The sequence below is a fragment of the Mycetocola sp. genome (assembly GCF_025464835.1).
In the GTDB taxonomy this organism is placed as follows: Bacteria; Actinomycetota; Actinomycetes; order Actinomycetales; family Microbacteriaceae; genus Mycetocola_A.
The window spans coordinates 1-12,613 of sequence record NZ_JAODMP010000031.1 but is presented as its reverse complement, the minus strand read 5'-3'; the positions used below and the strand labels follow the sequence as shown (position 1 = coordinate 12,613).

The 12,613-nt window shown below is 67.4% G+C and carries 11 protein-coding genes and 2 pseudogenes; 8 read left to right on the top strand and 5 right to left on the bottom strand.

What is annotated here, in order from left to right; translation table 11 throughout:
* The 4 genes and pseudogenes from JWP90_RS04430 to JWP90_RS04415 all read left to right on the top strand — a co-directional run.
* A pseudogene (locus JWP90_RS04430) lies at positions 1-495 on the top strand (gfo/Idh/MocA family oxidoreductase); the annotation flags it as partial.
* 38 nt (positions 496-533) lie between these two features.
* On the top strand, positions 534-2,033 hold the full coding sequence (gene dacB / locus JWP90_RS04425) for a D-alanyl-D-alanine carboxypeptidase/D-alanyl-D-alanine-endopeptidase (protein WP_297360229.1): 1,500 nt from the start codon (positions 534-536) through the stop codon (positions 2,031-2,033).
* 193 nt (positions 2,034-2,226) lie between these two features.
* Positions 2,227-2,829 carry an isochorismatase family protein gene (locus JWP90_RS04420; protein WP_297360226.1) on the top strand — a complete coding sequence of 201 codons (603 nt, stop codon included), beginning with the start codon at positions 2,227-2,229 and terminating at the stop codon, positions 2,827-2,829.
* Positions 2,830-3,057: 228 nt separating this feature from the next.
* Positions 3,058-3,858: an RNA methyltransferase gene (locus JWP90_RS04415; protein WP_297360223.1), complete on the top strand. Its 801-nt coding sequence runs from the start codon at positions 3,058-3,060 to the stop codon at positions 3,856-3,858.
* 55 nt (positions 3,859-3,913) lie between these two features.
* Here JWP90_RS04415 and JWP90_RS04410 read toward each other — a convergent pair whose 3' ends face one another.
* Together JWP90_RS04410 and JWP90_RS04405 are read right to left on the bottom strand one after the other, a co-directional pair.
* Positions 3,914-4,096, bottom strand: a complete 183-nt coding sequence (locus tag JWP90_RS04410) for a multidrug transporter (RefSeq protein WP_297360220.1) — start codon at positions 4,094-4,096, stop codon at positions 3,914-3,916.
* A 257-nt stretch (positions 4,097-4,353) separates the two neighbouring features.
* Complete coding sequence (locus tag JWP90_RS04405) at positions 4,354-5,796, bottom strand: helix-turn-helix transcriptional regulator (RefSeq protein WP_297360217.1); 1,443 nt, start codon at positions 5,794-5,796, stop codon at positions 4,354-4,356.
* A 112-nt stretch (positions 5,797-5,908) separates the two neighbouring features.
* Here JWP90_RS04405 and JWP90_RS04400 point away from each other — a divergent pair, with 112 nt between their 5' ends.
* Positions 5,909-7,795: a phosphoenolpyruvate carboxykinase (GTP) gene (locus JWP90_RS04400; protein WP_297360214.1), complete on the top strand. Its 1,887-nt coding sequence runs from the start codon at positions 5,909-5,911 to the stop codon at positions 7,793-7,795.
* 207 nt (positions 7,796-8,002) lie between these two features.
* Here the strand turns inward: JWP90_RS04400 and JWP90_RS04395 are convergent, their stop codons facing one another.
* Together JWP90_RS04395 and JWP90_RS04390 are read right to left on the bottom strand one after the other, a co-directional pair.
* The gene (locus tag JWP90_RS04395) at positions 8,003-10,015 is read right to left on the bottom strand and encodes an ABC transporter ATP-binding protein (RefSeq protein WP_297360211.1); all 2,013 of its coding nucleotides are present in this window, start codon (positions 10,013-10,015) and stop codon (positions 8,003-8,005) included.
* A 25-nt stretch (positions 10,016-10,040) separates the two neighbouring features.
* Positions 10,041-10,256 (bottom strand): hypothetical protein, encoded by a 216-nt coding sequence (locus JWP90_RS04390; RefSeq protein ID WP_297360210.1) that lies wholly within the window; start codon positions 10,254-10,256, stop codon positions 10,041-10,043.
* Positions 10,257-10,376: 120 nt separating this feature from the next.
* On the opposite strand from JWP90_RS04390, the gene JWP90_RS04385 reads away from it, so the two are divergent.
* From JWP90_RS04385 to JWP90_RS04375, 3 genes and pseudogenes are all read left to right on the top strand, one after another.
* On the top strand, positions 10,377-11,048 hold the full coding sequence (locus JWP90_RS04385) for a GAP family protein (protein ID WP_297360207.1): 672 nt from the start codon (positions 10,377-10,379) through the stop codon (positions 11,046-11,048).
* Between the two features lie 46 nt (positions 11,049-11,094).
* Complete coding sequence (locus JWP90_RS04380; protein ID WP_297360204.1) at positions 11,095-11,358, top strand: ATP-binding cassette domain-containing protein; 264 nt, start codon at positions 11,095-11,097, stop codon at positions 11,356-11,358.
* 19 nt (positions 11,359-11,377) lie between these two features.
* Positions 11,378-11,542, top strand: a pseudogene (locus JWP90_RS04375) (ABC transporter); the annotation flags it as partial.
* A gap of 156 nt (positions 11,543-11,698) precedes the next feature.
* Here JWP90_RS04375 and JWP90_RS04370 read toward each other — a convergent pair.
* A partial coding sequence (locus tag JWP90_RS04370) for a DUF559 domain-containing protein (RefSeq protein WP_297360200.1) occupies positions 11,699-12,613 on the bottom strand: 915 nt, incomplete at its 5' end.

Below are 12,613 nucleotides of genomic sequence, written 5' to 3'. Positions count from 1 at the left end.
CGGATCAACGCCCTCGAGCTTGGCGGCGGCGCCCTCCTCGACCTCGGAATCTACCCGATCTCCTTCGCCAGCTCCGTCTTCGGAACCCCGGCGCAGGTCACGGCATCCGCCACGTTCCGCGAGACCGGAGCCGATGCATCCGTCGCCACCATCTTCACCTACGACGACGACCGGATCGCCACGACGCTGTCGGCGAGCGACGCCCACGGCCCCAACGTGGCGAGCGTCATCGGGACCGAGGGGCGCATCGATATCGACTCTGTCTGGTACTCGGCGAGCTCGTTCACGGTTTACAACAACGCCAACGACGTGCTCGAGTCGTACACCTCCAACGTCGTCGGCCGGGGGATGCAGTTCCAGGCCTTCGAACTCGAACGGCTGGTCGCCGCCGGTGAACTGCAGTCCGACGTGCTGCCGCACTCGGAAACGGTGTCGATCATGCACACCCTCGACGACATCCGCCGTCAGATCGGCGTCGTCTACCCGAGCGAATGAACCGCCACCGCTCGCTCCTGGGCGGGTAGCATCGCCGCGTGCGGAACTCCGTTCCCGGCGAGCCGGGTGAGAACCAGCTGGCCGCTCCGTTCCCGGGAACGGATGCGACCTCGAGCGCGCGCGTGATCGCCCACCGACGAGGCGGCATCGGCGCGCGGCGACACCGCACCGGATGGCTCGTCACCGCTTCGGTCGCTGCCTTCGCTCTACTGGGCGGAGGTGCTGTCGCGGTCGGAGCAGCGACAGCACCAACCGCACCGGTGGTCTCGCCCGTCGTCGCGGCACCAGTCGCCCCGACCCGGACCGTGCCGCCCCGCCCGGCGCCGACGGCGGAACAGCCCCCGTCGCAGCTGCGCACGTGCTCGGTCGCCTGGCTGCTCGGCGACAGCCGGTTCGGGAAGCTGCAGGCGCAGGTGCTCCAGGCTGACGGCCAGGTGCTGTTCGAGCGAGACGCCGACACCGCTTCGCAGACGGCGAGTTCGCTGAAAGTCCTCACCGCGGCGGCGGCGCTTTCCGTGCTCGGGCCGGACTTCCGGGCATCCACCCGTGTGGTCGCCGGAGCGGAACCCGGCACCCTCGTGCTCGTCGGCGGGGGAGACCTCACCCTGACCCGGCTGCCCTCCGGGCAGGAACCGGTCTACACGGGCGCAGCCCACCTCGACGAGCTCGCCGCGAAGACCAGGGCCGCGTGGGAGGCACGGTACCCCGGCACACCGATCACCCGGATCGTTCTCGACTCGAGCTACTTCGGCGGCAAGACCTGGGGCGACACCTGGCCGCCCACCGAGCGCGGCACCGGCTGGCTCTCCCACATCACCGCGCTGCAGGTCGACGCCGACCGCTCGAATCCCCGCGTCTTCCTGTCCCCGCGCGGCGACGACCCGGTCGGCCGGGCAGGGGCGGCGTTCGGCGCATACTTCCCAGGAGCCGCGGTGGAACACGGCGCGGCGCCTGCGGAAGCCGGCGAACTGGCATCCGTTTCGTCGCAGCCGCTGTCGACGTTGATTGCGCAGTTCCTGATCCCGTCCGACAACTCGCTTGCCGAAATGGTGGCCAGACACGTCGCCATCAGGCTCGGCGTGGGGAACACGATCGACGCCCTTGCCGTGGCGATCCCGCAGGCGCTCGACGTGTACGGGATCGACACGTCGGGGCTGCGGATTGCCGACGGTTCGGGGATGAGCCGTAACAATGCCGTCGCCCCGTCGTATCTCACGTCCCTGTTCCTCCAGATCTCTGCCGGCGAAGGCACACTCGGGATCCTCCGCGATGGGCTGCCCGTCGCCGGGGAATCCGGAACCCTCAACTACTCGAACCGGTTCTTCGGCGATAACGCCGTGGCGCGCGGGCACGTGCGTGCGAAGTCAGGGTCCATCTCGTCGGCGTACACGCTGACCGGCATGATCGATGCGGGCGACGGCTCGAGGCTGGTCTTCGCCATTTTCGCCACCGGACAGGTCGGTACGAACGCCCGCACAGCCATCGACACCCTGGCGACGGCGTTCTATCGCTGTGGCGAAAGGTTGTCCAACACGTAGCCGTGCACATTCGACAGGAGACGCGGGCCCGGAGGCGCGCATTCCTCCTGTTGAGTGTGCCTCCGGTGTGGGTCGAGCGTCGAGCGTCGAGCGTCGAGCGTCGAGGGCACAGACACCGCAGCCGAAGACCGGGCAGACAGCGCCCGAACCCCGGCGGTACGCTGGGTTCGACTGCTCAGACCGGGAGACCTCCATGACCAAGGCGCTGTTCATCATCGACGTGCAGAACGATTTCACCGAGGGCGGTGCGCTCGGTGTCGACGGCGGTGCCGCCGTCGCCGCTCACCTGACCACCTTTCTGGACCGTGCCGCGGACACCTACAGCCTGGTGATCGCGTCCCGTGACTGGCACAACGCCGCCGGCGACAACGGAGGCCACTTCGCCCCCGTCGGCGAGGAACCGGACTTTCTCGACACCTGGCCTCCGCACTGCGTCGCCGGCACGCCGGGCGCCGAATACCACCCCTCCCTCGACCAGTCCCGGATCACGATGCACGTGAAGAAGGGGCAGGGTGAACCGGCCTATTCCATCTTCGACGGCCATGTCGACGGCGGGGCCTCTGACGGCGCCACCGTCACCGAAGTGCTCGAGGAGCATGGTGTCACCGAGATCGACGTAGCCGGGATCGCCACGGACTATTGCGTGCGGGCATCCGTCCTGGACGCTGTCGACCACGGCAGGCATGTGCGCGTCTTCACCGACCTCATCGCCGGAGTGGCGCGGGAGACGAGCGACGCGGCGATCGCTGAGATGGGCCACGCCGGCGCCGTCCTCGTCTCGAGCGACGGCGACTGAGGGGCACACCCGCTCGTCCCACCACGAGACGCGGATGCCGCAAGCTACAGCGTGTCGCCGAGTGTGAAGCCCTCGTTGACGTCACCCTCCCGGGTGTATGAGAAACCGTCGGCGCCGACGGTGACTGCCAGCTCGCTCGGTGATCCGCGCGATTGATCGAGCGGTCATCGAAGGTCAGCGAAGGTCATCGCTGTCCGGGGGAGTCCGTGCGCTCGCTAAACTCGCGGAGTGCCCGTTTTCGAGATCTCCGACCTCGCCGACCCCCGGCTCGTGGATTACGCCCACGCCACCGACGTCGCCCTGAAGAAGGCTCGGGGCACCGGGCACGGCCTGTACCTGGCCGAGTCTCTTCTCGTCTTCGAACGTGCACTCAGGGCGAGCCACCGGCCCCGGTCGGTGCTGGCGCTCGGCGGCACCGTCGACGCCGCGCTCGAGCTGCTCGGCGACACCGACGTGCCCATCTTCGTCGGCCCCGGCGAACTCCTCGCAGAACTCACCGGGTACGTCCTGCATCGCGGGCTTATCGCGTCGATGCATCGCCCGGCGCTGCCAGACCCGGACGAGCTGCTCGCCGGCGCTCGCCGCGTCGTGATCCTTGAGGACGTCGCCGACCCGACCAACGTTGGAGCCATCTTCCGGTCGGCCGGCGCGATCGGCGCGGATGCCATCCTGGTCACTCCCCGGTGCTCAGACCCGTTCTACCGCCGGTCGATCCGGGTGTCGATGGGCACCGTGTTGCAAGTGCCGTGGACGCGGGTGGGGGACTGGGCCGACACCCGGGCGCTGCTCACCCGGCACGGATTCCACGTGGCGTCGCTCGCCCTCACCCCGGATGCCGTCAGCCTGCGCGACATGCACAGCGCCGACCACGAACGGCTGGCTCTCGTGCTCGGCGCGGAGGGAGACGGACTCACGGATGCTGCGATCGCGGCATCCGACACCGTCGTGAGGATCCCGATGAAACACGGCATCGACTCGCTCAACGTCGCCGCCGCGAGCGCTGTGGCGATGTGGGCCTTGGGCGGTTAGCGGGCTGGACTGCGGCAATCGTGGCGCGCGAAACCGAGCCCCTTCGGCCGGGGCGTCAGCTGGTCGGGTCGCTCGGCCGCACCGGGGCGTCATCGGCGATGTCGATCCGGGTCGCGCCGTTCTCGCCCTCGCTGACCTCGATCCGCGGGGCGGCGTCAGCTTCAGTCGACTCCGGGGCGCTCGTCAGCTGGTCGTGGCGGTTCTCTTCGTGAGTGGGTTCCTGCGCGTTCTCGGGCATGCCGCGACCTTAGCACCGGGGGATCAGCGATTGTAAGCAGGCATCGGCCTGCGGAGGTCGTCAGCGACGGCATCCGCTGCTGCTGACAGGTCTGCGGGGAGCGGGCCCCGACCGAACGCCTCGATGTTCTGGCGAAGGTGCGCCGACACGTTCGGCGGCTGACGCCTCGTCCGCGGTGTCGCCGAAGGTCATCGTGCCGAGGATCAGGGGCGGGATCCAGGTCTGCATGCCCCCGATTTGCCCGAGTGCTGGTGGTGTCAGCTCCCGCTGTGTCGCTCGAGAAAGTCGTACACCTCGCTGTCGTCGACACCGGGGAAGGTGCCGCTCGGCAGGGGCGAGAGAACGTGGGCGTGGAGCCGGGCGCTCGGCCATGCGTTGCCGAGCCAGCGCTCCGCGAGTTCGCTCGGCGGGCGTCGGCAACACGACGGATCCGGGCACGAAGAGGCCGCGCGGTTGGTGGTCTCCCTCCCCCGGAACCACTTCGCCTGGTTGAACGGGACGCCGACCGAGATCGAGAACTCACCGGCGCTCGTGGTGCCCGTCTGCGTCGCGCACCAGTAGGTGCCGACCGGAGTGTCGGTGTACTGGTAGAGCTCCGTCGTGCGGTTGGTGCGCTCGAAAGCGCTGCGCGCGCTCCACTTGCGACACACCAGCTGCCCTTCGATCCCGCCGGTGACGTCCGCGGGCAGGGGGAGGCCGTCGTTCTCATAACCCTTGGCGAGGGACCCGTCTTCCGACACCCGCAGGAAATGCAGCGGCATGTCGAGGTGGTGCGTCGCGAGGTTCGTGAAGCGCAGCGCGGCCGCCTCATGGGTGACGCCGAAGGCATCCCGGAAGTCTTCGACGGCCAGGTTCCTGTCGCGTTTGGCCTGGCTGAGGAAGCCAACCGCTGCCTCCTGAGGCATGAGGCAGCAGGCGGCGAAGTAGTTGATCTCGAGACGCTGGCGCAGGAACGCCGCATAGCTGGTCGGCTGCGCGTGATCGAGCAATCGGTGCGCCATCGCCTGCAACGCCATCGACCGCAAGCCGTGCCCGCCCGGGATCGACGCCGGTGGGAGGTAGATGCGTCCGTTGGCGAGGTCGGTCACGCTCCGTGCGGAGTGCGGCAGATCGTTGACGTAGATGAGACTGAAGCCCAGTTGCTCGGCCATGATGCTCACGGTGCGGTGGGTGACCGCGCCCCGCACGTGCCCAGCCGCGCGGATTCTCGTCTCGGCCAGGTCCTCGATCTCGGGCAGGTAGTTGTCTCGTTCGCGCATCCACTCCCGAAGTTCGGTGTTCGCACGGCGAGCTTCCTCCGGGGTGGCGATGGCCTCGGTCGCCTTGCGCTGCAGCTCGCGGTGCAGGCCGACGAGCGCGAGGAGGGCTTCGTCGGTCATGCCCTTGTTCGGCTTCACCGCTGGGAGCCCGAGTTCGGTGTACAGCGGTCGTTGCTGGGCCTGACGCAGCTCGATCTCGAGGGCCGCACGCGGGTTCGGTGGCTCTGCGGCAAGGAGATCGGTCAGCTCGACGTCGAGCGCGGCGGCGATGGATTGCAGCGTCGAGAGCTTCGGCTCCCGTTTGCCGTTCTCGATGAGAGAGAGCTGGCTGCCGGCGAGGCCGACCCGTTCCCCGAGCTCATCAAGGGTGAGGCCGCGCTGGGTCCGAAAGTGGCGGATGCGATGCCCCAGCGTCGAAAGATCGGACCCGGTTCGATTCATTCCTTCACGATATAGCAAAAACTGCGATTCTTAACACCCGGAATCGCGTTATCTCCGCCGATTTCTGCGGCATCGTGGAAGCACGCCCAAAGGACAGAGGAGCCCAGAGGATATGAGCATCGCCGAAATCAGCCGTGAGACCGAGACAACGACCGGCCATGCCGAAGCCATCGCCCCGCGCGAGACGCTCATTCCCAACGGAACCCCGGACGCCGCATCCGCACCCCTGCAGGCCCTGCGCGACTGGGTCGACTCGATCGCGGCGCTCACCCAGCCAGACGCTGTCGTCTGGTGCAACGGGTCACGGCGTGAAAGCGACCTGCTGACGAAGCAGATGGTCGCCGAGGGCAAACTCATCAAACTCAACCCCGAGTGGCGCCCCAACAGCTACCTGGCCCGCAGTGCCCCGAGCGACGTCGCCCGGGTGGAAGCGCGCACCTTCATCTGCTCCGAGAGCGAGGAAGACGCTGGCCCCACCAACAACTGGCAGGCACCGGACTCCATGCGAGAAGAACTCGACGGGGTCTTCGCCGGCAGCATGCGCGGTCGCACGATGTACGTCGTCCCGTTCTCGATGGGACGCGTCGGCGGCCCGCTCTCGCAGCTCGGGGTGCAGATCACCGACTCGGTTTACGCGGTGCTCTCCATGGGGATCATGACCCGAACCTCCGATGCCGTTCTCGACCTCATCGCCGACGGCGAATCGTGGGTCAAAGCGGTGCACTCGGTCGGCGCCCCGCTCGGCACCGGCGATGAGGATGTGGCGTGGCCGTGCAATGACACCAAGTACATCGTCCAGTTCCCCGAGTCACGTGAGGTCTGGTCATTCGGTTCCGGCTACGGCGGGAACGCGCTCCTGGCCAAGAAATGCTTCGCGCTTCGGATCGCCAGTGTCATCGGGCGCGACGAAGGCTGGCTGGCCGAGCACATGCTGCTCGTGCGGATCATCTCCCCGGAGGGTAAGAAATACCACGTCGCTGCGGCGTTCCCCTCGGCCTGCGGCAAGACCAACCTCGCGATGCTCCGCCCGACCGTTCCGGGCTGGCGGGTCGAAACTCTCGGCGATGACATCGTCTGGCTGCGCCCGGGTGAAGACGGCCGGATGTGGGCCATCAACCCAGAGGCCGGGTTCTTCGGGGTCGCCCCAGGGACAGGCGAAACGACGAACGTCACCGCCGTTGAGACCCTGTGGGGCAACACGATCTTCACCAACGTCGCCCTGCGCGATGACGGTGACGTCTGGTGGGAGGGGCTGACCGAGAAGGCCCCGGCGCACCTGGTCGACTGGCAAGGCAACGACTGGACGCCGGACTCCGGCCGCCCAGCCGCCCACCCCAACTCCCGGTTCACCGTCGCCGCTGCCCAATGCCCGCAGATCGCCGAGGACTGGGAAGAAGCGGTTCCGCTCGACGCCATCCTGTTCGGTGGACGCCGGGCCACCAACGTGCCCCTCGTCGTCGAGGCGACCGACTGGAGCCACGGAGTCTTCATGGGCGCCACCATCTCCAGCGAGAAGACGGCCGCAGCAGAAGGTACCGTCGGCGAACTCCGCCGCGACCCGTTCGCCATGCTCCCGTTCTGCGGTTACAACATGGCCGACTACTGGGGTCACTGGCTCACGGTCGGTGAGAAGCTCCGCTTCGACCGTGCACCGCGGATCTTCCAGGTGAACTGGTTCCGCAAGGACGACGACGGCAGCTTCCTGTGGCCGGGCTTCGGTGACAACTCCCGCGTGCTTGAGTGGATCGTTCGGCGCATCGAGGGCCGCGTGTCCGCGAAAGAGACCCCGGTCGGTCGCATCCCTCTGGCCGGTGACCTGAATCTCGATGGCACGGATGTGACCGAGGACGCGCTCGAGAAGCTCTTCGCCATCGACCCGGGGTCGTGGCTGGCTGAGGCCGACCTGACCGAGGAGTTCTTCGCGCAGTTCGGCAAGAAGGTTCCACCGGCGATGAACTCCGAGTTGGCGTCGCTTCGATACCGGCTTCGCACCTCCTGACCTGACCCGGACGCGCCGCGAGGTGCCTGGAAGTGGTTCGAGATACCTTGGCGGGATGTCTCGGAGCACTTCCAGGCACCTCGCGGTGTTTCGCTGAGTCGGGTGCCCCTCAGCTCAACAGGAGTAGCGGGTCTGGTTTCTCCTGTTGAGTGTGCGACACGGGGGCTTTTTCGTGTTGGGCAGACGTCGCCAGCCTGATTGCGTCCGTCAGACCAGCAACTGGTGCTTGGCAAGGTCCCGGTAGAGCGGCACGGATGCGACCAATTCGGAGTGCGTACCGGTTCCGACGACCCGCCCGTGATCGAGCACGACGATCGAATCGCTGTCCACGACGGTCGACAGTCGGTGCGCGATGACGATCAACGTCCGGTCCTCGGCGACCGCGTCGATGGCGAGGCGCATCTTCTGCTCGTTGACCCCGTCGAGCGACGACGTCGATTCGTCGAGGAGAAGGATGGGCGGTGCGGCGAGCAGGGCGCGTGCGATCGCGAGGCGCTGGCGCTCCCCGCCGGAGAGCATGATGCCGTCCTCTCCGACCGCGGCGTCGAGCCCACTCGGGTTGCGGTCGAGCACCTCGGTGAGGTTGACGGCGTGGAGCACCCGGATGCAGTCCTCGTCGGTCGCGTCAGGGGAGGCCAGGAGTAGGTTGTCGCGGAGCGACCCGGCGAGCACAGGCGCATCCTGCTCGACGTAGCCGATCTGCGAGCGCAGGGTGGTGCGCGGCATGGTGCGGATGTCGACCCCGCCGAAACGGATCGCCCCTGCCTCCGGGTCGTAGAAGCGTTCGATGAGGCCGAGGATCGTGGATTTGCCCGCCCCTGACGGCCCGACGAGCGCGGTGCGCTGGCCGCGAGCGGCGGTGAAGCTCACGCCTCGGAGCACCGGTTCGCCGGCCGCGGGAACGGCCGTCTCGGTTTCTTGTCGCTGATCGAGTAGGCCGCTTACGGCCTTATCTTCTTGTCGCTGATCGAGTAGGCCGCTTGCGGCCGGGTCTTCTTGTCGCTGATCGGGTAGGCCGTTTGCGGCCGGGTCTCCTTGTCGCTGATCGAGTAGGCCGCTTGCGGCCGTATCGAGATCCTCATCGGCCTTCACCGCTCCAGACGGGTACGCGAACACGACGTCGTCGAACTCGATCGCTGGCGCGCCCGCCGATGCGATTCCGGGAGTCGGCACCGACGCAGCGATCTCGGCATCCGAGGAGTCCTCGAGCGGGAGGTTGATGATCTCCTGGATCCGGCCGAGGGCACCGAGCGCCTGGTTCGTCGCGGAGATCGCGCCGAAGGCCTGGCCGAGCGGCATGATCATCATGAACAGGAAGAGGATGAACGCGACGAGGCTCGCGATGGTGATCGCGCCGCTCGCCACCCGGAAGCCCCCGACGCCGAGCACGACGAGGAACGACACCTGCATGGCGATGCCGGCGACGGGGACGACGAGGGCGGAGATCCGGGCGACCTGGATGCCCATGTCCCACGCACCGGTGGCGTCGGCGTCGATCGTGGCGATCTCGCGGGTGGTGGCGTTGGAGGCACGTACCGTGCGGACGGCGCTGATCGCGCGTTCGACGCTCGCCGCGAGGTCTCCGACCTTCGCCTGGGCGCGCTGGCTGGCCACGCGGATCCGGGTGGAGAGCAGGGTTACGGTGACGATCGAGACGGCAATGACGAGGGAGGTGAGTCCGAGTAGAACGGGATCGATGATGAGCATGGCGATGAGCGCGCCGAGAAAGGTGATGCTGCCGCCGACCGCCTCGACCAGCCCCTGGGTGAGAACGGCTCGGAGCAGCGTCGTGTCGCTTCCGACGCGGGAGACCAGGTCGCCCGTGCGGCGGGTGTCGAATTCCGAAATGGGCAGGTGCAGCATCCGTGCCACGAGCCGGCGCCTGCTCGAGAGCACGACGCCCTCGCCCGTGCGCTGGAGTAGGTAGTGCTGGTAGCCGGCGAGGATGCCGGAGAAAATGACGAGGGCGATCAGCCCCCAGACCAGACCGCCCAGTGAAGCGCCCCGTTCGACGACGCCGATCACCTGGCTCACGAGGAGCGGCTGGGCGAGCGAGGCCGCCGACCCCAGGATGCTGAGCCCGATCACGAACCAGAGCACCCGCTTGTGCTCGAAGAGGTAGGGGAGCAACTCGCTGAATCGTGCCCGTGGCCCGTCCTCCGGGCGCGCTTTCGCGAATGGCGAGCGGCGTTTGGCGCGCGTGGTGGTTGGGGATGACATCCGGGTCCTCACGGGGAACGAGTGGTTACTTTCGGCCGTACTTCTTGTGGACGGCCTGCCGGCTCACGCCGAGTGCAAGGGCGATCAGCTGCCAGGAGGCGTTCGCGTTGCGCGCACGGCGCACTGCGACTGCCTCGGCGCGATCGAGTTCCTTATGAAGTTTAGCGATCGCCCGCAGGGCTGTGTACGGGTCGTCAGACCCGGCTTCGGCGGCGAGGGTTCCGATCGTTCCTGTAGTCATGCGCGTCAACGTTAGTTGACGCGCATCCCTCTGTCAATCGATGTTGACAGACGTGCCGTTGAGCCGTCCCGTCGGAGGTGCATGATTATGCTGGCTCTAAGCCTTTCTAAGGAGACCAGTATGGGTTCGATCATCGGCGACATTCTCGCGAGTGCGCTCGGTATCGCCCTCAGCCCCATTCCCCTGCTCGCCGCGATCACCCTGGTGCTCTCCCCACGTGGCAACGCTGCCGGTCTCGGGTTCCTCGGCGGCTGGCTGCTCGGCGTGATCGTGCCCGTGCTGGTGGTCACTACTCTGGCCGGTCTTCTCCCCGAGAGCACGGTTGGTGCCTCCCGTCTGGTCGGAGGGACGATTCTCCTGCTCCTCGGCGCTTACCTGCTTTACCTTGCGGTTGGCGAGTGGCGGCTTCGCCCGCAGCCGGGCAAGGCCCCGGTGCTGCCCCCGTTCGTCGCGGCCCTCGACACAGTGACAGTCCCCCAGGGGCTCGCGCTTGGGTTCGGCCTCGCAGCCCTGGCGCCGAAGAACCTCGCGCTCGCGGTCGGCGCTGGGCTCACCGTCGGCGGAGCCCACTTCCCGTTGCGCGAGGCCATGCTCGTGCTGCTCGTCTTCGTGCTCATCGCCGCGTCGAGCATGCTCGTCGTCGTCGTCGGGGGGATGGCGGCCGTCGAGGCCTGGCGCCGCCCGCTCGTCGAGCTGCGCGACTGGCTCGGCCGGAACAGCCCGACGGTGATGACCGTGCTCTACCTTGTGCTCGGTGTCACCCTCGTCGGCGCCGGCATCAGCGCGTACTGACCTCCGCCCTTCCCCGGGTCCCGAGGCTGGTCCAGGGTGAGGGACTGTGCCGGCAGCAGTCGTCACAGCGGAGAACCTCGTCAAGAAGTACAGGGACTTCGCGGCGGTCGACGGCATCTCGTTCGAGGTGCAGCCGGGGAAGGCGTTCGGTCTTCTCGGGCCGAACGGTGCAGGCAAGTCGACGACGATGCGGATCCCTCATCCGACACTGTTCATCGCGGGAGGTGCTCACGTCGGATACCTGGTCGTGATGTTCGTGCCCGGTTGGGTGTGGGCGCGCCGCGTGCCCGTGCGGAGGCTGGCGGAATGACCGGGACGATCGTGCAGGCATCCGCCGGGATCGTCCGCTCGGCGCGCTGGATGCCGGCAACGCCCGCTCGGTGATGCTGCGCGGCTGGCGGGCCACCCGGTCGACCAACTGGCTGGTCGTGGTGTCCGGGTTGCTCGAGCCGGTGTTCTACCTTCTCTCGATGGGGTTCGGGCTTGGAGTGCTGTTCCTCGACTGGCGCCGCAGTGCAGGCCGACCTCAAATTCAGCAAATCCTTGCCGACACGCCGTACGAGAGCGCTCCCGGCCCGGCGTGTCGCAAGGATGTGCTGAATTTGGAGTACGGCAAAAGCGCAATCCCCACGGAAGGATGCGACCGCCTCTCACCGCGTACGTGAACGGTGGTCCCCGCGCTCTATCGCGGCAGAGATGGTCGCGAGCACGGTCGGCCAATCGAAGAGCACCTGGTAGTACGTGAATCGCAGGATGATGAACCCAACCCCGCTGAGGAGCGCGCCACGAGCGTGATCAGGTTCGAATCTGTCCGCTCCGTGGTACTGGAGCCCGTTGATCTCGATGAGGAGGCGGTCTCCGATGACCACATCCAGGCGGAAGGCATCCAGCGCCAGCACCTGTATCTTGCAGGTCAGCCCGGCCAGGTGCAGCCGAACCCGAAATATGCTTTCCGGGAAGCTCTCCGCACGGCCGTCGAGTAACTCGGCAACGGCGTGCAGCCGCACCGGCCAACTGGAGATCAACGAGGCAAGCGAACTCGCCGAAATCTTGTGGCGGTGAAGCGCCGAGTCAAAAATCGCCACCGCATAATCCAGCGGCATGCACTCCGCGATCTGGAAGAGCGCGAGGTGCAACGGAAGCACGAGCGTGTGCCGCGAGACGCCGTGCAGCCGGTTCCAATGCAGGATGGCGCTACGGTCGGTCGATGGTTCAAACCGGACGTGTTTGTCGCTCGGTGCCCTGAATCGGGATGAACCCGGTCGTACCCACACGTGCAACGGGTTTCCCGGAGGCGTTGCCAGACCGTGGCGACCTGCCGCGCTGACGCAGCCGAGGCATCCGCCCAGCCGAACCGCCTTGACGGTGTCCGAGTCGGCATCCGGAAGTGCGTACCAGCCTTGCATCGGACGGAACAACGAACCGCGTCGAACCGCGGTGAGGAGAGCGGATGCCGGTACACCGAGGGCGAGGATGCGCTGCTTCTGAGCGACGCCGCCGAGCCTCGCGACCGCTTGAGTGGGATCGAGCATCCGGAAACGATGGCAGGTGCTTCTCGTCTGGAT